18 protein-coding genes are annotated in these 23,026 nt (G+C 70.9%); 8 read left to right on the forward strand and 10 right to left on the reverse strand.

Features of this window, described 5'->3' with window-relative positions; genetic code table 11:
- Positions 1–189: 189 nt before the first annotated feature.
- Positions 190–792, reverse strand: a complete 603-nt coding sequence (locus tag OG371_RS38950) for a helix-turn-helix domain-containing protein (RefSeq protein ID WP_329061298.1) — start codon at positions 790–792, stop codon at positions 190–192.
- Between the two features lie 127 nt (positions 793–919).
- Between OG371_RS38950 and OG371_RS38955 the strand changes: the two genes are divergently transcribed.
- Entirely contained in the window at positions 920–1,972 is a 1,053-nt protein-coding gene (locus OG371_RS38955; protein ID WP_329061300.1) for a methyltransferase domain-containing protein, read from the forward strand.
- Positions 1,973–2,030: 58 nt separating this feature from the next.
- Here OG371_RS38955 and OG371_RS38960 read toward each other — a convergent pair whose 3' ends face one another.
- Entirely contained in the window at positions 2,031–2,495 is a 465-nt protein-coding gene (locus OG371_RS38960; protein ID WP_329061302.1) for a single-stranded DNA-binding protein, read from the reverse strand.
- 180 nt (positions 2,496–2,675) lie between these two features.
- Here OG371_RS38960 and OG371_RS38965 point away from each other — a divergent pair, with 180 nt between their 5' ends.
- From OG371_RS38965 to OG371_RS38975, 3 genes are all read left to right on the forward strand, one after another.
- Positions 2,676–3,365 (forward strand): TetR/AcrR family transcriptional regulator, encoded by a 690-nt coding sequence (locus tag OG371_RS38965; protein ID WP_329061304.1) that lies wholly within the window; start codon positions 2,676–2,678, stop codon positions 3,363–3,365.
- A gap of 89 nt (positions 3,366–3,454) precedes the next feature.
- Positions 3,455–5,680, forward strand: coding sequence for a glycoside hydrolase family 15 protein (locus OG371_RS38970; RefSeq protein ID WP_329061306.1), 2,226 nt, complete (start codon positions 3,455–3,457; stop codon positions 5,678–5,680).
- Between the two features lie 63 nt (positions 5,681–5,743).
- Entirely contained in the window at positions 5,744–6,127 is a 384-nt protein-coding gene (locus OG371_RS38975) for a VOC family protein (RefSeq protein WP_329061308.1), read from the forward strand.
- A 12-nt stretch (positions 6,128–6,139) separates the two neighbouring features.
- Here the strand turns inward: OG371_RS38975 and OG371_RS38980 are convergent, their stop codons facing one another.
- The 6 genes from OG371_RS38980 to OG371_RS39005 all read right to left on the reverse strand — a co-directional run bounded on the left by OG371_RS38980 (position 6,140) and on the right by OG371_RS39005 (position 14,729).
- Positions 6,140–8,995: a glycoside hydrolase family 2 TIM barrel-domain containing protein gene (locus OG371_RS38980; protein ID WP_329061310.1), complete on the reverse strand. Its 2,856-nt coding sequence runs from the start codon at positions 8,993–8,995 to the stop codon at positions 6,140–6,142.
- 23 nt (positions 8,996–9,018) lie between these two features.
- Positions 9,019–9,843, reverse strand: coding sequence for a carbohydrate ABC transporter permease (locus OG371_RS38985; RefSeq protein ID WP_329061312.1), 825 nt, complete (start codon positions 9,841–9,843; stop codon positions 9,019–9,021).
- Positions 9,840–10,808: a carbohydrate ABC transporter permease gene (locus tag OG371_RS38990; protein ID WP_329061314.1), complete on the reverse strand. Its 969-nt coding sequence runs from the start codon at positions 10,806–10,808 to the stop codon at positions 9,840–9,842. The genes OG371_RS38985 and OG371_RS38990 overlap by 4 nt, the downstream gene beginning before the upstream one ends.
- Entirely contained in the window at positions 10,805–12,094 is a 1,290-nt protein-coding gene (locus OG371_RS38995) for an extracellular solute-binding protein (RefSeq protein WP_329061316.1), read from the reverse strand. Before OG371_RS38995 ends, OG371_RS38990 begins: the two co-directional genes overlap by 4 nt.
- A gap of 125 nt (positions 12,095–12,219) precedes the next feature.
- On the reverse strand, positions 12,220–13,218 hold the full coding sequence (locus OG371_RS39000) for a LacI family DNA-binding transcriptional regulator (RefSeq protein WP_329061318.1): 999 nt from the start codon (positions 13,216–13,218) through the stop codon (positions 12,220–12,222).
- Positions 13,219–13,331: 113 nt separating this feature from the next.
- The gene (locus OG371_RS39005) at positions 13,332–14,729 is read right to left on the reverse strand and encodes an amino acid permease (RefSeq protein ID WP_329061320.1); all 1,398 of its coding nucleotides are present in this window, start codon (positions 14,727–14,729) and stop codon (positions 13,332–13,334) included.
- A gap of 223 nt (positions 14,730–14,952) precedes the next feature.
- Between OG371_RS39005 and OG371_RS39010 the strand changes: the two genes are divergently transcribed.
- Positions 14,953–15,891 (forward strand): catalase family peroxidase, encoded by a 939-nt coding sequence (locus OG371_RS39010; RefSeq protein WP_329061322.1) that lies wholly within the window; start codon positions 14,953–14,955, stop codon positions 15,889–15,891.
- A gap of 21 nt (positions 15,892–15,912) precedes the next feature.
- Here OG371_RS39010 and OG371_RS39015 read toward each other — a convergent pair whose 3' ends face one another.
- Positions 15,913–16,533, reverse strand: coding sequence for a helix-turn-helix transcriptional regulator (locus OG371_RS39015; protein ID WP_329061327.1), 621 nt, complete (start codon positions 16,531–16,533; stop codon positions 15,913–15,915).
- Complete coding sequence (locus OG371_RS39020; RefSeq protein ID WP_329061329.1) at positions 16,530–17,633, reverse strand: threonine synthase; 1,104 nt, start codon at positions 17,631–17,633, stop codon at positions 16,530–16,532. Before OG371_RS39020 ends, OG371_RS39015 begins: the two co-directional genes overlap by 4 nt.
- A gap of 137 nt (positions 17,634–17,770) precedes the next feature.
- Here OG371_RS39020 and OG371_RS39025 point away from each other — a divergent pair, with 137 nt between their 5' ends.
- The 3 genes from OG371_RS39025 to OG371_RS39035 all read left to right on the forward strand — a co-directional run bounded on the left by OG371_RS39025 (position 17,771) and on the right by OG371_RS39035 (position 23,021).
- Entirely contained in the window at positions 17,771–19,816 is a 2,046-nt protein-coding gene (locus tag OG371_RS39025) for an MDR family MFS transporter (RefSeq protein ID WP_329061331.1), read from the forward strand.
- Positions 19,817–19,973: 157 nt separating this feature from the next.
- The gene (locus tag OG371_RS39030; RefSeq protein WP_329061333.1) at positions 19,974–21,458 is read left to right on the forward strand and encodes a hypothetical protein; all 1,485 of its coding nucleotides are present in this window, start codon (positions 19,974–19,976) and stop codon (positions 21,456–21,458) included.
- A gap of 99 nt (positions 21,459–21,557) precedes the next feature.
- Positions 21,558–23,021: a hypothetical protein gene (locus tag OG371_RS39035; RefSeq protein ID WP_329061336.1), complete on the forward strand. Its 1,464-nt coding sequence runs from the start codon at positions 21,558–21,560 to the stop codon at positions 23,019–23,021.
- Positions 23,022–23,026 lie beyond the last annotated feature (5 nt).

Genomic DNA, 23,026 nt, shown 5'->3' on the forward strand with positions numbered 1-23,026 from the left:
GTCACCATAGCGGCGGGGGCCGGACGGTTCGCGCGAATTTCGCCGACGGGCTGTGCGGGCGGTGGTGGTCCCGTCTCGGCCGGTGCGCGAGTACGCCGGTGCGCGGGTACGCCGGTGCTCGGTGCTCGGCCGGCCGCGGAGGCGTCGGCGGCGTGGCCGAACATGCCGGGCAAGCCGGCGCAGGACCGTTCAGCCGGGAGGGCGTTCGCCGGGGCGGTATCGGGCCCTGATGTGGACGCGTTCGCCCTGCGGGCCGAGGATGCTGATGAACTCGACCGCGCGCTGGTCGGCGTTGCCGAACCAGTGCGGGAGGTGGGTGTCGAATTCGGCGGCTTCCCCGTCTCTGAGGATGAAGTCCTGGTCGCCGAGCACGACGCGCAGGCGTCCGTTGAGGACGTACAGCCAGTGGTAACCCTCGTGCGATCGCGGTTCGGGTTCGCGGCCGTCGGTCAGGCCGGCCGGGACGATGTGCTTGAACGCCTGCAGCCCGCCGGGATTGCGCGTCAGCGGGATGACGGTCATGCCGTTGCGGGTCATCGGCCGCGGCGGCACCCGGGGATCCGGCTCGGCCGGGGCGCCGACCAGTTCGTCGATCGGCACCCGGTAGGCCTTGGCCAAGGGCAGCAGCAGTTCGAGTCCCGGCTTGCGGTGCCCGGACTCCAGCCGGGACAGCGTGCTGATCGGAATCCCGGTGGTCCCGGACACCGCAGCCAGCGTGGCCCCGCGCCGACGGCGCAACCCCCGCAACCTCGGCCCGACAGCGGCCAGGACGGCGTCGAGTTCGTCGCTCATGCCGTCCACTGTGCCTTTTGCGTTTTCCGCAAAGAACTTTGCCCTCGGTGCGAGTCCGGGCGCACCTTGGCGGCAAGGCCACCCGCCTGCTCCGTGAGGCCCGGCATCAACGAGAGGGTTGGAAACCATGAACTCCCGACACTGGGACGAGCTGTACCGCACCCGCGCCCGGGTCTTCAGCGGCAACCCCAACGAAGCCCTCGTTGCCGAAGCCACCGGCCTCCCTCCGGGCCAAGCCCTGGACGTCGGCTGCGGCGAAGGCGCCGACGCCCTCTGGCTCGCCCGCCACGGCTGGCACGTCACCGCGGTCGACGTGTCCGAGACTGCCCTGCGCCGTGGTGCCGCCACCGCTGCTGCCGCGGACGCCGCGGCTGCCGCGGACACAGACGCCGCCGCCGCTGCCGCTGCCACAGACGCTGCCACAGACGCTGCCGCTGCCGCGGACACACTGGACGCCATGGCGGACGCAGCTTCCGCGGAAACCCGCACTGACACCGCGGCCAGGGAAGCCGGCGCCAGAGGCCCTGCTGCTGCGGCGGACGCCGCCGTTGCCACCGCTGGTGCGATGGCCGCCGCCGGTGTCGCTGTCACCGTCCCGGCCGCAGCCACAGCCGCTGCCACGGAAGCTGGCGCGCCAGCTGCCATCGCCAGTGGTACGGAGCCTGCTGCTGGTGCCATGGGCGCCGTTGCCCGAGCCACGAAGGCTGGCGCCGCGGACGCTGTCGCTGGAGCGGAAGTCGGCGCTGACGGTCCCGGGGAAGCTGCTGGCACAGTCGCTGGTGTCGTCGGGGGCGTTGGGCGGCGGGTGGCTTGGGTGTGGGCTGATCTCGGCGGGATGGTGCTGCCGGACCGGTCGTTTGATCTGGTGTCCGTGCAGTACTTTCCGCTCAGGCGTCAGCCGGGGGACGCGGTGCTGCGCAGGCTGCTGAACGCGGTCGCGCCGGGCGGGACGCTGCTGTTCGCCACTCATGCCAGGGCGGATCTGGTGCCGAGTCCAAAGGACGGCTTCGACCCTGCCGGCTACTACCAGGCTGAGGCCATCGCATCACTCCTTGAATCCACGGTTCTCGAGTCCACCTGGACTGTTCTGGTCAACGAAACTCGGCCCCGCGTCACGCCGGCGCCGACGGGGACTCGACACAGCAGTGACAGCGTCTTGCGGGCACAGCGGCTGTCCTGACGCGTCGGTGCCAGACGGTCCGTTGTGGACGGTGGGTGTCGTGACAGTGAACACGGGGTCAGAAAGGCGGCTCGCCGACGCTGGAGGCCACGGCGGCGGGGGTGGGCGCGGTGGACCAGCTGTCCGAGCCGTCACCGGACGTGGACGACGAACTGGACCGGGCAACGCGGTTGACTGCGGCGGTGGCGTAGCGGAGGGAAGGGCCGATCTCGTCCACCTGGAGTTCGACGACCGTGCGCTTTTCGCCCTCCTTCGTCTCGAACGAGCGTTGCACCAGGCGGCCCTGGACGATCACGCGGGTGCCTCGGGTCAGGGACTCCGCCGCGTTTTCCGCGGCCTGGCGCCATAGGCTGCACCGCAGGAACAGGGCCTCGCCGTCCTTCCATTCGTTGGTCTGGCGGTCCAGGGCACGCGGGGTCGAGGCGACGGTGAAGCTCGCGACCGCGGCGCCGGTGGCGGTGAAACGCAGCTCCGGATCGGACGTGAGGTTCCCGACGACGGTGATGACGGTGTCTCCGGCCATGGCTTTTCTCCTGAGTTCCGGCGGCGCCCTCGGGGTGGGCGGCCGCGCTTGGGGAAAGGAGACCATCCGGGTACGACAGTTTCGGGCCGCCGGCCGTCACCCCTTCAGGTGGTCCACCGAAAACGGCACAGAAACAAGCGAAGAAACAGCCGTTACCCCGATCTTGTTACCATTGGAAGCATGGCTACCTCGGACACGACCCGCGACCGCGTCCTCGCCGCCGCCGCCGAGCTGCTGGCGAGCGAAGGGCGCGAAGGCCTGTCGACCCGTGCGGTGAGCGCCGCCGCGGGGATCCAGCCGCCAACGCTCTACCGGTTGTTCGGGGACAAGGATGGGCTTCTCGCGGCCGTCGCGGCGTACGGGTTCGAGCGGTTCCTCGAGAGCAAAAACGCGATCCCGCCGAGCGACGATCCGGTCGAAGACCTCCGCCGCGGCTGGGACCAGCACTGCGACTTCGGGCTCACCCAGCCGGAGTTCTACGTCCTGATGTACACCGGCTCCCGGCCGGGCGAGGCCAGCCCGGCCCGGCGCGAAGGCCTCGAAATCCTCCGCAGCAAGGTGGCCCGGGTCGCGGACGCGGGGCGGCTGCGGATGAGCGTCGAGCGCGCCGTGCGGCTGATCCACAGCACCGGCATGGGCGTGGTGCTGTCCCTGATCGCCACCCCGCCTGAGGAGCGTGACCTGGAGCTTTCCGCGATCGCGCGGGAGAACGTGCTCAGCATGATCGTCTCGGCCGAGACGCCGGCGCCGGACACCGGGCCGGCCGCGCGCGCCGTCGCCCTGCGCGCCTCGCTCGGGGAGGCGAAAGTTCTCACCGAGGCTGAACGGGTCCTGATGGCGGAGTGGCTCGACCGGATCGCGGACGCCTGAACCGCCGGAGTTCCCGCCGTTCGGCTGTTGTCTCCCGGCCCGCCCGGCGGCACCATGTCGGAGCCCGCCGAGCAGCGAAAGGGAACCGGATGAGGACGTGGACGAAGACCCGCGCGGTCGTGGTGGCGGTGCTGGCCGCCTCGGCGCTGGTGGCCGCCCCGGCGACGGCCGCGACCGGGCCCGCGACGGACTGCTGCGGCGGCCCGTCCTCGTGGACGACCGGGGACAAGTCCGCGCTCGGCACCGCCGCCGCGGGCACCGCGAGCCCGGTCTGGTTCACCGTCGCGAACGGCGTCACCTCCGAGGTCTTCTACCCCCGCGCCGACGTGCCGAACATGCAGGACATGCAGTACGTCGTCACTGACGGCTCCTCCTTTGTGGATCTGGAGCGCGACGCGACCGACCACGTCGTCTCGATGCCCGACGAGAAGGCGCTCGAGTACACCGTCACCAACACCGCCAAGAGCGGCAAATACCGGATCACCACGACCTACCTGACCGACCCGTCCCGCGCGACGCTCGTGACGCGCACCCGGTTCCAATCGCTCGACGGCGGCAGCTACCGGCTCTTCCTGCTGGCCAACCCGTCGATGGCGGGCGGCGCCGCGAACGACACCGCCTCGTGGGACGGCGCCGGCCTGGTCGCGAGCGGCACGGAGAACCTGTTCGGCAGCAGCACCACGGTCGTCTCCTCGATCCAGTCCTCACTCGGCTTTTCCGCGCACGACAACGGGTATTCCGGCGCCGGCAGCGACTGCCTCACAGACTTGCGCGCGGACAAGACGCTGAGCAACCAGTTCGACTCCGTCTCCGGTCCCGGCAACGTCGTCCAGTGCGGACAGGTCCCGGTCGCGGCGGACACCACGTTCACCGTCGCGCTCGGGTACGGTGCCAGCGCGGCGGCCGCGAGCGGGGCGGCGAGTGGCTCGCTGTCGAGCGGGTTCAGCAGCCTGGAGAGCGGCTACCGGTCGGGCTGGAATTCCTACGTGGGCGGCTTGAAACCGGCCCCGGCCAGCGTTTCCGGCGACACGCAGCGGCGCCGCGCGTACTACGTGGCCGCGATGGCGCTGCACGCCGCCGAGGACAAGACGCATCCCGGCGCGAGCGTCGCGGGCCTGGCCACGCCGTGGGGCGACGTGGTGAACGGCGACAGCCTCAACGACGGCTACCACCGCGTCTGGGGCCGTGACCTGTACCAGCAGGCGACCGGCCTGCTCGCCGCCGGCGACACCGCGCAGCCCCGGCGGATGGCGGAATTCCTGTGGAACTCGCAGTGGATCGGCTCGCCGACCGCGGGCGACGGCACGACCTACCCCGCGGGCGCGTTCCCGCGGTACAGCCCGGTCAGCGGCGTCGCCGGGGCGAGCGGGCAGCTGCTCGGCTGCTGCGAACAGCTGGACCAGGACTCCGACGCGATCGTGCTGGCCTGGCTGACCGGGCTCACCGACTCCGCCACGTACGCGAAGATCAAGGTCACCGCCGAGCACATCCGGACCACCGGCCCGGCCACCACGGAACGCTGGGAGGAGCAGGCCGGCCGCTCGCCGTCGTCGATCGCCGCGGAGATCGCCGGCCTGGTCACCGCGGGCGCGATCGCGCGGGCCAACGGCGACACCACCAGCGCGGCCAGCTGGGAGTCCACCGCGGACTCCTGGCGCGGATCGCTCGACTCCTGGACGGTCACCAGCACCGGCTACTGGGGCGCGCACAAGTACTACGAGCGGATCGAAAAGGGCACGGACCCCAACGACAGCGGCCAGATCTGCTTCGACGAAGGCTGTTTCTACGAGCACGACGTCGTCGACTTCGGCTTCCTCGACCTGGTCCGGCTCGGCATCCGCGCCGCCGCCGACCCGACGATCGCCGCGTCCGTGCCGGCCACCGCCGCGGCCTCGGACGGGAATGCGCCGATGCAGGTCACGCTGCCCAACGGCGACGTCTACTTCCACCGCTACCCGCACGACAATTACGGCGAGAGCACCACCGCGTGCACCGGCTGGCCGGCGAACGGCCCGCAGCGCTTCGGACGGCTGTGGCCGGTGCTGTCGGGGGAGCGGGGCGAGTACGAGCTGGCCAACGGCCGGTCCGCCGCGGTCTACCTGAAGTCCATGGCGGACGCGGCGAACGACGGGTACTTCGTGCCCGAGCAGGTCTGGGACCGCTCCGACGCCGCCTGCTTCGGCCTCGGCCGCCCGACGGGCAGCGCCGCGCCGCTGATGTGGGCGGAGGGGCAGTACCTGCGGCTGGCGCAGAGCATCGACGCCGGGCACAACCTGGACACGCCGTCGGTGGTCAAGGACCGGTACGGCAACTGAGGCACACCACCCGCGCGCGGTTCGAGAGCGGCGCGCGGGCCGACGGGGAGGCAGACTGCCCGCATGAAATCACGAACCGGTGGCATGTGGTGGGGGACGGCGATCGAGGCGCCGGACCCGAGCGGGCTGGCGAGGTTCTACGCCGAGCTCCTGGGCTGGCACGTCGGGCACGAAGAGCCCGGAACGGCCGTCGTCGCGGCCTCCCCGCAAGGGCCGTTCCTGGTGTTCCAGCAGGCGGACGGCTATCGCGCGCCGGTCTGGCCGCCGGTCGCCGGGCAGCAGCGGCCGATGATGCACTTCGACTTCCAGGTCGGCGATCTGGACTCGGCGGTGGCCGAGGCCGTCGCCCTGGGGGCCGTGCCGGCGGAGCACCAGCCCCAGGACCACGTCCGGACGCTTTTCGATCCAGCCGGCCACCCCTTCTGCCTGTGCTTCGACGAGGGATGACCGGCTGGGCCGTCAGGCGGGTGCGTTCACAGTCGTGAAGGTGAGCGTGAAGCCCGCCTTCTGTGCGTGAAGCCGATACTGCGGCAGCACGCCCGGGCCGCACGACGCCGTGCCGAGGCCGTGTTGCGCGAGGTCGAGGTTCAGGTGCACCAGCGAGCCAGGCTCGAGGTCGACGGTGTGCCGCGCCGCGTCCAGTTCCTCGCTGGTCCACCGGCGGGCGGTGAAGTCGAACTGCGGCTCGCCGTCGATGCGGAGGGCGGCGCCGTCCGCGGAAGTGAGTTGCAGCCAACGGGTGTCGGTGCGGTTGCCGTTCTCCTGCGGGTAGACGTACGGCGTCTGCAGCTCGTCGACGGTGCGCGCGAAGCGGCCGACGCGGGCGGCCTGGCGGCTGTCCGCGTACGCCTCGCCGGGGCCGGCGCCGAACCACTCGACGGCGCCGAACGAGCCCGGCACCGCCATCCGCAGCCCGAGCCGCGGCAGGGTGCACGGCCACTCGCCGTCCGGCTCGACCTCCACGCGCAGCCGCAGCCGCCCGGCGTCCGCGGTCCAGTGGTAGTCGGCGAGCAGGCCGAAGCCGAGGCCGGGCGGGGCGACTCGGGTGCGCACCACCAGCTCGGTTTCCCGCTGCTCGACGGCGGCCACGCGGTGCTGGAGCCGGTGCAGCCCGGCCGCGCGCCACCGGCTTTCCTCAGACGGCGCCGCGCCGCGGTCGTTGTCGGTCGGCGCGCGCCACAGGTCGAGCCTCGGCCCGTGGACGCGGTGGCCGCCGAGCGCGGTGAGCAGGCCCGTCCCGGCGTCGAAGGTTCCCGTGCCGAGAAGCAGCTCGGTGCCCTCAGAGAGCAAGGCGGCGCCAGTAGCCGCAGCGGGCGGCAGCGGCGCGGGGACTACCGGAAGCTGGCCCCACGCGACCACGTGACCGGCGGGCGCCCACGCCGTCGCGCCGGGCAGCGTGGCGCGGACGGTCAACCAGCCCTCGCCCGTCACATCAGGCAACGGCGGCAGCGGGACCTCGGCGCTCTGTCCAGGGTGGACGGACGGCACGGCGAGGTCGCCCGAGGCCACAGCCAGACCGTCCTCTTCGTACACCCATGAGAAGGAAAGATGTTTCAGGGTAACGAAGTCGTAGTGGTTCGCCACGCGGATCCCAGCGGCGGAACCGGTGATCCGCACCGGCTCGAACACCTTCGCGAACTCCAGCAGCGCGGGCGACGGCGTGCGGTCCGGGTGCAGGACGCCGTCGATCACGAAGTTGCCGTCGTGGATCTGCTCGCCGAAATCGCCGCCGTACGCGAAATAGGCGCGGCCCTCGGCGTCACGCCGGGCGAGGCCGTGGTCGATCCACTCCCAGACGAACCCGCCCTGGCAGCGCGGGTACCGCTCGAACAGCTCGCGGTACTCCAGCAGCCCGCCCGGCCCGTTGCCCATCGCGTGCCCGAATTCGCACAGCAGGAACGGCATCGCGCGGCGGCGCTCGTTCGGGTCGTCCTGGCGGCCGATCCGGTCGACCTCCTCGTGGTCGGCGTACATCCGGCTGTACACATCCACGTACTCGCACTCGAAGTCGCCCTCGTAGTGCACCGGCCGCGAGGGGTCGCGCTCGCGCGTCCACTGGGCCGCCGCCGCCAGGTTCCGCCCCGTGTGGGCCTCGTTGCCCAGCGACCACAGCACGATCGACGGGTGGTTCTTGTCCCGCTCCACGGTGCGGCGCATGCGGTCGAGGTAAGCGTCCGTCCACTGGGGATCGTCGCTCGGGTTGCCCGCCCAGCCGAGGTCGCCGAACCCGTGCGTCTCGAGGTCGGACTCGTCGATCACCCACAGGCCGTGGATATCGCACAGCTCGAGGAAGTACGGGTCCGGCGGGTAATGGCTGGTGCGCACGGCGTTGACGTTGTGGCGCTTCATCAGCTCGATGTCGGCGAGGGCGGCTTCGCGGGGCAGCGCGCGGCCGTACTCCGGGTGGTGCTCATGCCGGTTGACCCCGCGGAACAGCACCGGCGCGCCGTTGACCTTGATCTGGCCGTCGGCGATCACCACGGTGCGGAACCCGATCCGCACCGGCACCCGCTCGGCGGCGGTGTGCACCTCGCCCGCGTACAGCCGCGGCGACTCGGCGCTCCACGGCTCGACCGGCAGCCGGACCGTCTCGCCGGCGGGCAGGTCTTCGATGCCCAGTTCCGACACACTCAGCAACACTCCCTCGGCGGCGGTGACTGACAGCGTCCCCTCGCCGGTGACGTGGTCATAGCCGGCGTGCAGCTGGTAGTCGGCGACCCCGCCGGCCGGCCGGGACAGCAGCGTCACGTCGCGGAAGATCCCGGACAGCCACCACATGTCCTGGTCTTCCAGGTAACTGCCCGCGGACCACTGGTGCACCCGCACCGCGAGCACGTTGCCGCGCGGGCGCAGTAGGTGCCCGACGGCGAACTCCGACGGCAGCCGGCTGCCCTTGGTGACACCCAGCTCGGAGCCGTTGAGCCAGACCCGCCCGCACGAGTCGATGCCGTCGAAGCGCAGCACCGCGGGCTCGTCCGGCCAGTCCGCGGGCAGGTCGAAGGTGAGCCGGTGGTCGCCGGTCGGGTTCTCCGACGGGACCTCGGGCGGCTGCACCGGGAACGGGTAGTGCACGTTGGTGTAAGCCGGTTTCCCGTGCCCGTGCAGCTGCCAGTGGGCGGGCACCGGGAGGGTGTCCCAGGCCGAGTCGTCGAAGTCCTCGCCGGGCATCCCCTCCGGCGCGGCGGCGAGCGAGGGGGAGAGGTGGAACCGCCACGTCCCGTTCAGGCTCACCGCGCGCGCGTCCGAGGCGAACGCGGCACGCGGCGCGAGCGAACCCCGCCCGGGTGCGGGGTCTTCGAAGTACGACGGCGACATGACTTCCTTCCAGTGCGGGGGTTTCAGCCCTTGAGGGCGCCGGCGGCGATGTTGCGGATGAAGTGCCGGGCGCCGAACAGGAACACGATCACCAGCGGGACGATGGCCACGAGCGTGCCCGCCATGACCACGCTGTAGTCCTTGACGTACAACCCGTTCAGCTGCGAGAGCGCGACCTGCAGCGTCACGTGGTCGGAGTCGATCAGCACGACCAGCGGCCAGAGGTAGTCGTTCCAGGCGTTGACGAAGGTGAAGATGCCGAGGAACGCCAGCGCGGGCCGCAGCACCGGCAGGCCGACCGACAGGTAGGTGCGGAAGAAGCCGGCGCCGTCCATCCGCGCGGCCTCCAGCAGCTCGTCCGGGATGGCGCCGCGGGCGTACTGGCGCATCCAGAAGATGCCGAACGCGTTGGCGGCGGCCGGGATGATCAGCGCTTTGAGGTCGCCGACCCAGCCGAAGTGCGCCATCAGGTCGAACTGCGGGATCGCGGCCAGCTGCGTCGGCACCACGAACGTGGCCAGCAGGACGCCGAAGAGCACCGAGCTGCCGGGGAAGTCGTACTTGGCGAAGGTGAACGCGGCCAGCGAGTCGAAGAACAGCACCAGCAGCGTGGTCGCCACCGCGACGATCAGGGTGTTGAGCAGCGAGCCGAAGAAGTCGATCTTCGCGAACACCTGGCCGATGTTGGCGAACAGGTGACCGCCGAAGGTGAGCCGCGGCGGGGTCGCGTAGATGTCGGCCGTGGTGTTGGACGCCATCACGGCCAGCCAGTAGTAGGGGAACAGCGTGAGCAGTGCGCCGACGATCAGCGCGACGTACGTCACGACGCGTCCGCGAGTGGTGGTCATCGGACCGCCTCCTTGACCTGACTGACCTGCCCGCGAGAAGGGCGCTGCACCAGCCGCCAGTTCAGGATCGAGAACAGCACGACGACCACGAAGATGCCCCACGCGATCGCGGCGCCGTAGCCGAAGTCGTTGTCCGCGAAGGCGGTGTTGTAGAAGTAGAGGACCATGGTCATCCCGGCGCCGTCCGGGCCGCCGCGATTGCCGAGCAGCACCTGCGACTCGGTGAAGATCTGCATCCCGCTGATCGCCGACATCACCACGGAGAACAGCAGCACCGGGCGCAGCAGCGGCAGCGTGATCCGGAAGAACGTCTGCACCGGCCCGGCCCCGTCGATGCGGGCGGCCTCGAACACATCCGTCGGCAGCGCCTGCAGGCCGGCCAGGAAGATGATCGCGTTGTAACCGGTCCAGCGCCAGATGATCATGATCGAGATCGCGCCGCGGATCGCCCACGGGTCGTTGAGCCACTGCACGTGGTCGATGCCGACCAGGCCGAGCACCCAGTTCAGGATGCCGAAGTCGTGGGAGAAGATCGAGCCGAACACCAGCGACATGGCCACGATCGACGTGACGTTCGGCAGGAAGTACGCCACCCGCAGCACGCCTTTGAACCGCACCGAGGAGTTCAGCCCGAGCGCGATCAGCAGTGCCAGCACCGTCATCGGGACCGTCGACATGACCCAGATGACCAGGGTGTTGCCGATCGACTCCCAGAAGGTGGCGTCGCTGAGCAGGAACCGGAAGTTCTCCAGCCCGACGAACTTCATCGGCCCGACGCCGTCCCAGCGCTGCAGCGCGAGGTACAGCGAGTAGAGCACCGGGTAGAGGCCGAAGACCGCGAACAGCAAGAAAAACGGCGCGATCGCGAGGTACTGCGGCAGGTAGCGCCAGCGCTTGCGCTTGCTGACAGGGGCGTGTCGCGCCGGCGCGGAGGCGGGCGCGGTGCCGGGGAGGATCGCGGTCACGAGAGCACCCCCTGACGGCGCAGCAGCCGTTCGACCGAGGCCCGCGCGTCGTTCCACGCCTGCTCCGGGTCCTTGCCAGCACTCTCCACAGTGGTCAGTGCGTCGGTGTAGGTGTCGCTGATGGTGATGTCCCAGGGGCTGAAGTAGACGGACTGGACCTCACGGGCGGTCTTCGAGAACACCTCCATGGTCGCCTGGCCGCCGAAGAACGGCTCCGGCGCGAGCAGCCGCGGGTCGGTGTAGACGGACGGGCTGGGCGGGAACAGGCCCAGCTCCAGGTAGTTCTGCGGCTGGTTCGCGGGGGACTGGAGCCACTTCACGATCTCGAACGCCGCGTGCGGGTCGGGGCAGTACTTCGTGATCGCCAGGAACGAGCCGCCCTGGTTGCCCGCGCCGCCGGGGGCGCGGCAGACCCGCCATTTGCCCGACGTCCCGGGCGCGGACTGCTTGAGCTCGCCGGAAATCCACGAAGCGTTGACGAAGCTCAGCTCCTTGCCGCTGTTCCAGGCGGCGTGCCGGTCGATGGACTCGCCGTTCTGGCTCTGCGAGCCCGCATAACCCGCGGTGAGGCCCAGCCGGAACGCCTTGACCGCGCGGTCCCACGCCCGGCGCACCTGCGACTGGTCGTCGAGGTAGTGGTTGTCCCGGTCGAAGTACTTCCGCGGCTCCTGGGCCAGCGAGTAGGTGAACACGGTCTTGGTGTCGGTGATCAGGTAGCGGCCGGGCAGCTTCTTCTGCGCCCGTACCCCGAAATCGAAGTAGTCGTCCCAGGTGGGCACCGCGGCCGCGACATCGTCGGGCTCGCTCGGCAGGCCGGCCTGGGCGAACAGGTCGTGCCGGTAGTACAGCGCGGCCGGGCCGACGTCGATCGGGAAGCCGAGCTGGAAACCGTCCGGGCTCGCCCCGGCCTGCCACTTCCACGGCAGGTACTCGGGTTTCGCCTCCGCCGCGCCGAGGGTGTTGAGGTCGACGAAGTGCTCGGTGTCGGCGAAGTAGCTCGCGATGTCGTCGCCGAGCATGGTGATGTCCGGCAGGTAGGCCTCGCCGGCCAGCGCGGCCAGCAGCCGCTGCTCCAGCTCGCCGCTGACCTGCGACGGCGTCAGCTTGTCGGCGGCGAACCGCCGCACGGCCTCGCCGAGCACCTGCTCGGACAGGCCGTTCGAGGTGTACCAGAGCGTGATCCGCCCCGGGTTCGCGGTAGTGGGACTGGTGCAGGCGGCGGCCCCGAACGCCGCGGCGCCGAGGGCGGCCGCGCCGGTCAGGAACCTTCGTCGAGTCAACGTCATCGGGGACCCTCCGGACAGGTCCGTGAACGCTCCCGTGAACGTTCACGAATTGCCGCGAAGCATGCTTGACCTGGCCTGGGCCTGTCAAGAACCAGGGCCGGACCAGACAAGGGTCCAGGCGGGGTTCAGGCGGATTCGCGCAGCAGCAGCCGGGCGCGGACGACGAGGTCGGCGGCGGTCAGCGGGGTGACGCCGGTGAGCAGGCGCGCGGCCTGCTCGATCGCCAGCGCGCCGACGGCGCGGGTGTCGAGGGCGACGCTGCTGAGCGCGGGGTGCACGAGGGTGCCGAGTTCGAGCCCGTCGAAGCCGATCACCGCCAGGTCGGCGGGCACGGCGCGGCCGAGCCGGCGGGCCGCGCGCAGGGCGCCGATGGCGATGATGTCGTTGAAGGTGAACACCGCGGTGAGATCCGGGTGCGCCCGCAGCAGCGCCTCGAGCGCCTCCGCGCCGCCGTCGACGGACTGGGCGGCGCCCGCGACGGCATCGGCGTCGAGGCCGTGCGCGGCCATCGCGGTGGCGAACCAGTCGAGGCGGACGCTGGGCTCGGCGCGCCCGGCGTGGTCGAGCATGCCGATCCGCCGGTGGCCGGCGGCGAAGAGGTGCGAGATGGCTTCGGCGACTCCTTCCGAGCCGTCGATGCGGATGGAGCTGAACCGCGGCGTGTGGTGCTCGCGGCCGATCAGCACGACGGGGATGCCGCGGGTGAAGCGGTCGAGTTCGTCCTCGGGCTGGCTGAAGTAGCCGACGACGGCGTCCACCTGGGACGCGATCACCTGCAGCGTGCCGAGCTCCTCGTCGGCGCTGTCGGCGGTGTCGTAGACGACGACGTGCCAGCCGCGCGCCCGCGCGGCTTCGAGTGCGGCGGCGGCGACCTCGGTGAAGAACGGGTTGCGCAGGTCGGGGATGACCAGGCCGATCGTGGTGGTGTCCTGCCGCACCAGCCCGCGGGCGAAGCGGCTCGGCCGGTAGCCCAGCTCGCGGGCCGCGTCGAGCACGCGCTGCTTGGTGGTGCCGTCGATCTCGGCTTTGTCGTTCAGCGCACGGGAAACGGTCTGCCGGGAAACGCCGGCGCTGCGCGCGACGTCGTGGATCGTTACCCGGCGGGACGCCTCCGACGAGACCACTGGTGAAACCTCCCGAATGCCGGCGCGGGCGCGCGGGCCGGATCCGAGTATGCCCGCACCGGGCCCGCCGGGCCGGAAACCGCTCCGGCCCGGCGGGTAGCCCGGCGTCCCGGTCAGACCTCGAGGTCGGCGTCGGCCGGACGACGGCGGGCGACGAACCGCCAGCCCACCACGAGCACGACCACGAGCACCGGGATCGAGTAGAACGCGATCTTCTCGGCGCCGTCGGAGAAGCCCATCAGCACGACCACGAGCACCAGGAACGCGAGCGTGGCCCAGCCCGTGTAGGGCGCGCCGGGCATCCGGTAGCTCGGCCGTTCCAGCTCGCCGCGCAGCGCGGCCTCGCGCATCCGCATCTGCGAGTAGATCAGCGTCGCCCACGTGGCCACCACGCCCAGCGAGGCGATCGCGATGGCGATGTCGAACGCCTCGGACGGGACGATGTAGTTCAGCACCACGCCGAGCACGTAGGCGATGGAGGTGAACAGGATGCCGCCGTAGGGCACGTGGCGGCTGTTCATCTTGCCGACGAACTTCGGCGCCTCGCCCTTGTCGGCCAGCGCCCGCAGGATCCGGCCGGTGGAGTAGAGGCCGGAGTTGCACGAGGACAGCGCGGCGGTCAGCACGACCGCGTTCATCACGTCGCCGATGCCGCCGATGCCCAGGCGCGAGAAGACCGTGACGAACGGGCTCTCGTCGCCGTTGTAGAACGGCCAGGGCAGCAGCATCGCGAGCATCAGCACCGAGCCGACGTAGAACACGCCGATCCGCCACACCACGCCGTTGATGGCCTTCGGCAGCACCTTGCGGGCGTCCTTGGTCTCGCCGGCCGCGATGCCGACGACCTCGATCGCGGAGTACGCGAAGATCACCGCCTGCAGCGTCATCAGCGCGATGCCGATGCCGGCCGGGAAGAACCCGCCGTGGTCGGTCAGGTTGTGCACGCCGGCGGTGGTGCCGCCGATGTTCGCGCCGGTGAGCACCAGCCCGATCGCGGTGACCAGGAAGACCACGATGGCGAGCACCTTCACCACGGAGAACCAGAACTCCAGCTCGCCGAACAGCTTGACGCTCAACAGGTTCACCGCGAGCAGCACGCCCAGCGCGACCAGCGCGGTGATCCACTGCGGCAGGTCGGGCAGCCACTTGTGCACGTAGATCGCGACCGCGGTGATCTCCGCGATCCCGGTCATGGCCCAGTTGAGCCAATACATCCAGCCGGAGACGAAACCGGCCCAGGGCCCGATGAACTTCCGGGCGTACACGACGAAGCTGCCCGAGGTCGGCTGGTGCATCACCAGCTCGCCGAGCGCCCGCATGACGAAGTACGCGGCGATGCCGCAGATCGCGTACGAGAAGACCAGCGACGGCCCGACGGTGTGGAGCTTGCCGCCCGCGCCGAGGAACAGCCCGACGCCGATCGCGCCGCCGATCGCGATCATCTGCACCTGGCGTTTGCCGAGTGCTTTGGTGTAGTTGTCACCCTTCTCGGTGACCACTGTGGAATCCATGGTTGCGGGACGCTATCGGTCAAGGGGCCGGTGACCAAGCACACCAAGGAAGACTTAAGGTGTGCGTCAGATCACGTCCGCGGAACTACTCGAATTCGGTTCCCCGATTTGACAAACGGCATTCCGATCCGGCCGAGATGATCTTGGTGCGTTCAGGAACACTTCGGTGCCCGGGCGGACAGAATGCCGGGCGCGCGCCGCGGCCGCCGGTTAGTTTCGCGGTATGACCTCCGAACTGCCGGCCTCGCAGCTGTCCTCGTCCATTGTGGACGAGATCGAGCAGCTGAAGGGCACCTTCCCGGGTTACCGCCGGGCTCACGCGCGCGGCGTCTGCTACGACGCGACGTTCGTGCCGTCCGGCGTCGCCGCCGACCTGACCACGGCGGCGCACCTGAGGGGCGAGCCCGTCCCGGCGACCGTGCGGTTCTCCCACACCGACACCAACCCGCACCTGCCCGACGCCGACCGGGCGGTGCGCGGTTTCGCGACCAAGTTCCACCTGCCCGGCGGCGGCACCACCGACCTGGTGACGATCAACCTCGACCGGTTCATCGCCTCGACGCCGGAGGACTTCCTGCACCTGCTGAAGGCGGCCGAGCCGGACCCGGCGACCGGGGCACCCGACCTGGCGAAGGTGCAGGCGCACGTCGCCGGGCACCCGAGCGCCGGCCCGGCCCTCGCGGCCGCCGCGAAGCTGCCGACGCCGCGGAGCTACGGCACCACCACGTACTGGGCCGTGCACGCGTTTCTCTGGCGCGGGGAGGACGGCGTCGCCCGCCCCGTGCGTTACCGCTGGGAGCCGGTGGCGGGGGAGGCCGTGCTCGGGGAAGGCGAGGGCACGGACGGGTCCGCCACCTACCTTGCGGAGGAGCTGGCCCAGCGGCTGAGTGAGGGCCCGGTGGAGTTCACGTTGAAGGTCCAGCTGGGCGAGCCGGGCGACCCGACCCACGACTCCACGCTGGTCTGGCCGGCCGAGCGCACGGAGGTCACCGCCGGGCGCCTGTCGATCACGGCCGAGGCGGCGGACCAGGAGCACTGGGCCGCCCAGGTTTTCGACCCCACCCAGCTGACGCCCGGCATCGAGCTGTCCGACGACCCGGTGCTGGCCGCCCGCAGCGCGATCTACGCGGTGTCGTACGACCGGCGCAGCCACGGCCGCTGAGTTGCCTTAAGACCGGCCGTCTCAGCGCAGGTGGTTGTAGACCGTCGCGCGGGAGACGCCGAGCAGGCCGGTGAGCGTGGCGACCGCGTGCTTGACCTCGAGGTGGCCGCCGGATTTCAGCTCGCGCACGAGTTCCCGTTTCGCCGCGGCGGGCAGGCTGCGCGGGGTGTGGCCGCGCGCGGTCGCGAATGCCTCGGCGGCGGCGCGCAGGTCGTCGGCGGTACGGGCGCGCAGCGTCTCCGCGACGGGCAGGTCCTGGTCGTCGGTCCGGGCCAGCGCGGCCAGGCTGGCCGCGACGGTGGTCAGCAGCGAGACGTCGAGGTTCAGGCACAGCGCCGCGACGTAATCCCCTTGGCCGTTGCGGATCCCGATCGACGTGCTCTTGGCGGGACGGCCGTCGGGCAGCCGGTTGGGGTAGTTCTGCAGCACGTCGGGGAAATCCGGGTCCTGGATGCGCGCCAGGCCCAGCTCCGTCGCGGGATCGCCGACCGACCGGCCGGACAGCCCGCCCTCGATCGCGCGCACGGCGTGCGCCGGGTCGCGCAGATCGTGCAGCACCACTTCGCACAGCCCGGGGAACATCCGCCCGACGGCGACCGCGATCTTTTCCGCCTCGCGTAAGAGAAGTTCGTCCTCGGTCACAGCAGCCCGCCGATCGTCGTCGCGGCCTTGAGGCCGGAGCCGGTGAGCACCACAACGGTCGTCTCGCCGGGCGCGATGACCCCGCGGGCGCGGAACTCCGGGACCGCGGCGGCGGCCGTGGCGCTGGTCGGCTCCGCGTAGAGGCCGATGGCGGCGAGCCCGCGCGTGGCGGCGTCGATGTCGTCCTCGCCGATGGTGACGGTGGCGCCGCCAGACCGCCGGATCGCGGCTAGAACCTCGGGCAGCCGCACGGGCTCGCGGATCGCCGTGCCCTCGGCGATCGTCGGCGCGAACGGCCGGGGCCGGGTGCCGCGGAAGGCCGCGTCGATCGGCCCGCAGTTGGCCGGCTGCGCGACGAGCAGCCGCGGCCGTTTCGTGATGGCGCCGGCAGCGAGCAGCTCGCCGAAGCCGAGGTCGCAGCCGAGCACGATGCTGCCCGCGCCGGCCACCGTGACGACGTTGTCCGGCGCGGTGAAGCCGAGGTCTTCCCACAGCTCGTACGCGATGGTTTTGGTGCCCTGCAAGAAGAACGGGTGCCAGTTGTGGCTGGCGTACGTGGTCTCCCCGGACCGGCGCAGTGCCTCGGCCGCGGTGTCGTCACGGGTGCCCGGGACCAGCTCGACCTTCGCGCCGTACGCGCGGCTTTGCAGCACCTTCGCGGGCGAGGTCGATTCCGGCGCGAGGATGGTTGCCGCGATCCCGGCCGCGGCGGCGTACGCGGAAACCGACGAGCCGCCGTTGCCGGAGCTGTCCTCCAGCACCGCGGTCACCCCGGCCTCCGCGAGCACGGACAGCATCACGCTGCTGCCGCGGTCCTTGAAGCTCCCGGTGGGGCTGAACCATTCGAGCTTGAACCGGGTGTCGTGCCCACGCCACGGCAGCTCGACCAGGGGAGTGCAGCCCTCGCCGAGCGAGACCGGGCGCCGGATGCCGCCGGGCAGCGCCGCGCGGTACCGCCACAGCGACCTCGTGCCGGCCTCGACGTCCGCGCGCGTGATCCCGGGCATCGGCTCGACGCTCAGCGGCGCCCCGTCGTCGCCCCGCCAGCGCAGCGGGTCGAGCGGGTAGCGGCGATCGGAGCGCGCGTCGAGGTAATCCACGGTTGGACAGTCTGTGCAGAACTGGACTGAATGTCAAACCACGGGCCGTTACGCGCCGGGCCGCAGGTCACCGGAACGAGTGGCTATCCACAGTGGACACCGGGCAATACGGTGGACGCGAGCGCGAGGAGGGCCGCATGACCGCGACCGCTGAGGTCACAGAAGAGCCGGTGCCGGCGGGAGCCGGGATGTCGCGGCGCAAGATCAACGCGGTGTTCGCCGCGGTATTGCTGGGCATGCTGCTCGCCGCACTGGACCAGACCATCGTGGGCACCGCGCTGCCGACCATCGTCGGGGACCTCGGCGGGGCCGGGCACCTGTCCTGGGTGGTCACCGCGTACCTGCTGGCCGAGACGATCATGACGGTGGTCATAGGCAAGCTGGGCGACCTGTTCGGCCGCAAGCTGATGTTCCAGCTGTCCGTGCTGATCTTCGGCGTCGGCTCGTTCTTCTGCGGGTTCGCCGACAGCATGACCTGGCTGATCATCTGGCGCGCGGTGCAGGGCCTCGGCGGCGGCGGGCTGATGGTCACCTCGACCGCGCTGATCGCCGACGTGGTGCCGCTGCGCGAGCGCGGCAAGTACCAGGGCGCGCTCGGCTCCGTCTTCGGCGTGGTCACCGTCGCCGGGCCGATGCTGGGCGGCTTCTTCGTCGACCACCTGTCCTGGCGGTGGGCGTTCTACGTCAACATCCCGCTGGTCGTGGTGGTGCTGGTGGTCGCGACAGCGGTGATGCCGAACGCGCGCGCGGTGGTCAAACCGGTGATCGACTACCTCGGCATCCTGCTGATCGGCCTGGCCGCGACCGGGCTGACGCTGGTCACCAGCTGGGGCGGGACGACGTATCCCTGGGGCTCGGTGACCATCATCGGCATGGCCATCGGCTCGCTGGTGCTGCTGGGCCTGTTCGTGCTCGTGGAGCTGCGGGCGAAGGAACCCATGCTGCCGATGCGGTTGTTCCGGAACCCGGTGTTCACCGTCGGCGGGATCATGAGCTTCGTCGTCGGCTTCGCCATGCTGGGCGCGCTGTCCTATCTGCCCACGTACATGCAGTACGTCCAGGGCGTGTCGGCCACGACGTCCGGGGTGCGGCTGCTGCCGATGGTGCTCGCCCTGCTGTTCGCCTCGATCCTGTCCGGCAACCTGGTGAGCAAAACGGGGCGGTACAAGATCTTCCCGATGCTGGGCGCCATCGGCATGACCGCTGGGCTGTACCTGCTCTCGCGCCTCGGCCCGCACACCGGCTTCTGGGAATCGGCGCTGTACATGGCCGTGCTGGGGCTGGGGATCGGCCTGGGCATGCAGGTGCTCACCATCGCCGTGCAGAACACGGTGGACTACCGGGACCTCGGCGTCGCCACTTCCGGCGTGACGTTCCTGCGGTCGATCGGCAGCTCGTTCGGCGCCGCGATCTTCGGCACGGTGTATGCGAACCAGCTCGCGCCGAACATCGCCAAGGCGGTCGCCGAGCACCCGCTGCCATCCGGGGTCGACCCGCGCGCGCTGCAGGTGCCCCAGGCCCTGCACCAGCTCCCGGCCAGCGTGTCGGAGCCGGTGATCGGGGCGTACAGCCAGTCGCTGCACGTCGTGTTCCTCTCCGCCGCGCCGGTCGGGCTGGTGGCGCTGGTGCTTTCGTTCTTCCTCAAGGAGATGCCGCTGCGGGACACCTCGCGCGCGGCCGCGCCGGACCTCGGCGACGGCTTCGGCATGCCCGAGGCACGCGACCACGACCGCGAGCTGGAGCGCGCGATCTCGACGTTGTTCTTCCGGGAGCGCCGGAAGGTCGCGCCGGCCATCGCCGAGCGGGCCGGGGCCGACCTGGACCACGGCGGGCTGTGGTGCCTCGTGCAGGTCCACCTGCGTGAGCGCCGCGGCGAACCGGCCACGCTGCAGGCGATCGGCGAGCACTACAGCGTGCCCGCGCAGGTCCTCGAACCGGCGTTCGCGCGCCTGGAGCTGACCGGCTACCTGAGCTACTCCGGCGGCGGCTGGTCGCTCACCGAGAGCGGGCGGCAGGAGTTCGGCAAGCTCGTGCGCGCGTGGAAGGACTGGATCGCCGAGCGGCTGGCGGACTGGGGCCCGGGCGGGCGTGAGGAGCTCGACGCGGCGATCGGCCGGGTCGCGGCTCGGATGCTCGACCAGAGCCGGGACACCGAGCGAGCCGGGCGTCACGCGCTGGTCTGAGGAGACCGCGTGTTTCGCGCCGCGTCTTAGCACGGCTGTAACGAGAGTGCTCTAAAGTCTCCGGACCATGTCGGTGGATGAGTCAGTGGTCACGATGCCGGAGGACGCGGGCAGTCGCGTCAAGCCCCGGTCGCACAGTGCCGTACGGTCACGCTCCGTGCGCTTCCGATGGTTGCCCTGGGCCGCGGCCCTGCTGGGCCTGCTGACGTTCCTGCTCGTGCGCGGGAGCCTGACCGACGACGGCTACATCACGCTGGCCTACGCGAAGAACCTCGCCATGCACGGCGAATGGGCGCTGGTGCCGGGCAGCACGGCGAACTCGGCCACCTCGCCGCTCGACGTGCTGCTGCTGGGCCTGCTGACGTTCGTCACCCGGATCAGCGGCTCGGGGCACCCGGTGCTCGCGCTCGGCGCGCTGACCGTGCTGACCAGCGGCGCGCTCGGCTGGGCCTGGCTGCGGCTGATGCGCGCGTTCAAGCTCGCCTCGTGGGTCGGGCTGCTCGGCGTGGTCCTGGTCCTGGTGAACCCGTTCCTGCTCTCGGCGACCGGGCTCGAGGTCCTGCTGGTGCCGGCCATCCTGCTCTGGCTGACGGTGTTTGCGGTCGAGGGCCGGCCGGTGCTGTTCGGCGTGGCCGCCGCGCTGGCCGTGCTGACCCGGCTGGACCTGGTCGTCTTCGTCCTGGTGATCACGTTCTGCTCGGCGGAGATCCGCAAGCACTTCTGGCGCGCGTTCGGCACCGCGGTGCTGGTGTCCGCGCCGTGGTTCCTGTTCAGCTGGTTCGCGCTCGGCTCGTTCATCCCGGACACCCTGGTGATCAAGCAGGACCAGGACGGCCTGTTCGGCGCGTGGGGCTACTTCAGCGGCCCGATGATGTACTTCCTCTACCAGCCGGTGACGGTGATGCTCACCTTCGCCTCGGCGCTGGTCGGCGTGGTCGTGCTGCTGGCCTGGCTGGGCGTGCGGTTCGCGCGGCGGTGGGAGGACTTCCCGGCACTGGCGCCGGTGGTCGGGCTCGGCGCCGGCGGGGTCGCGTACTACATCGTCTACTCGACGCTCGGGGTCGGGCCGTACCACTGGTACTACGTGACGCCGGTGGTCACCACGGGCATGTTCGCCGTGCTGGTGGCCGGGGTGTGGCTTTCGAAGGCGCAGGAGAGCCCGGAGCTGCGCGCGGGCCCGCCGCGGCTGGCGCTGGGGCTCGCCTGGGTCGTGGTCGCGAGCACGGTCGTGCTGGACCTGGCGCAGGGCGTGCCGTGGCCGTCGCCGGTCATCTTCGGCAACTGGGCCAGCTCGACGGATTACGCGCGCGTCGGCCAGGCGCTCGGCAAGCGGCTGAACGGCGCTTCGGTCGCCGGGCCCGGGGAAATCGGCACGCTCGCCTACTACTGCGACTGCCAGATCCTGGACGTGTTCTCCGACCGAAGCCAGGTCGCGGACATCGTCCGCAAGCGGCTCGCGGACAGCGGTGAGGTCACCCGGCTCGGCCTGCGCATCAATTACCACTGGTTCGATCGGACCCAGCAACCGCGCCCGGTAGACTACCGGCTTCTCTACGACAAGGGCCCGGCTTCCGGACCCGATTCGTGGACGGTTTACTCGGCGGCCAAGGGTGTCGGCCACTTCACGCTGGTGCGCGCCTGATGCGCCTCGGCCCGACCCCGCGAGGGAAAGCTCTCCGTGCTGCTGACCGACTCCGAGCCCAGAGCAACCGAAGACCTGCCTGAGCGACGGCGGTGGGTAATGCCCGCCGTTGTCGCCGTGCTTTCGGCCGGCGCCTTCGCGCTGTTCCGGCCGCACCTGATCGACGACACGTTCATCACGTTGTCGTATGCCCGGAACCTGGCGTTCCACGGCCACTGGGGCCTGATCGAGCTGGGCACGTCGAACACCGCGACGTCGCCGTTGAGTGTGCTGGTGCTCGGCGTGCTCACGTTCGTGGTGCGCAACGCGGTGCTCGCCGCCGGGATCCTGTACGTGTTGTGTCAGGTGGTGATCGCCGCGGGGTTGCGGCGGGTGGGGGACCGGGCGGGATTGCCGTCGTGGTTTTCGCCGCTGGCCGTGGTGCTGCTGACGGTGAACCCGCTGCTGATCTCCTCGATCGGCCTCGAGGTGGAGTTCGGCGCGGCGGCGGTGGTGGCGCTGCTGGTCTTCGCGGTGGAGCGGCGGCCGGTGCTGCTCGGCGTGGCTGCCGGGGTGCTGGTGCTGATCCGGGTGGATCTGGTGCTGCTCGCGGTGGTCATTTTCGTGCTGCGCAAGCGGTTCTGGGCCGGGATGGGCAAGTCGGTGCTGGCCGCGCTGGCGGTCACGGTGCCGTGGTTCGCGTTCAGCTGGGTGGTGCTCGGCTCGGCGGTGCCGGACACGCTGATCATCAAGACGCTGCAGAAGTCCTGGGGCGCCTACGACTTCTCGAACGGCCCGGTGCTGTACGAGGGTGAGTTCCCGTGGGCGACCTGGCTTTCGTTCCTGCCGGCCGCGCTGGGCGCGCTGGCGTTCCTGGTCTGGCTGGCCACGCTGGCCCGCCGCGGCCCGGCTTCGGCCGCGTTGCTGCCGTTCGGCGCGCTGGTCCCGGCCGGCGTTGTGCACTACTTGGCGTACTCGCGGCTGCATGTGCCGCCGTATCACTGGTATTACGGGCCGAGCATCGTGGTCACGACGATCTTCCTGGCCGCGGCGGTGGCGGCGCTGGCCGGGCGCGCGCCGGTCCTGGCGCGGCGGGCCGGGGGGATTCCGGTGGCGCTGGCCGCGGCCGCGCTGGTGGTCGCGAGCGTGGGGAACTACGTCTCGACCGGGCTGCCGCGGGCGTTCGCGCCGCTCATGTCGAACCACACCACCACCGCGCAGTACGAGCAGATCGGCGCGGAGCTGGGCCGGCTGGTGGGCAGCGGGACGGTGCGCAGCGGCGGGGAGATCGGCGTGCTGGCGTACAGCTGCGGCTGCTCGATCGTCGACCTGTTCGACGACCGCGGTGCCGTCGGCCCGGCCATCGAGCAGCGCAAGGCGGTCACGGGCGAGCTCGGCAAGAAGCTGATCGACCTGAACTTCGAGTACTTCGACTACGGCGTGCCCTCGATCAAGCCGGAGTTCGCGCTCGCCCCGACGCGGGTGGGTCAGCCGGCGCCGCCGAACCCGTTGGCGCACTGGCGGATCGCCTCCCCGTGGGCGGGCGTGCAGGAGCTGTACCTGGTACGAGCGGACGGAGCCTGAGATGC

This window comes from Amycolatopsis sp. NBC_01480, assembly GCF_036227205.1.
Classification (GTDB): Bacteria; Actinomycetota; Actinomycetes; order Mycobacteriales; family Pseudonocardiaceae; genus Amycolatopsis.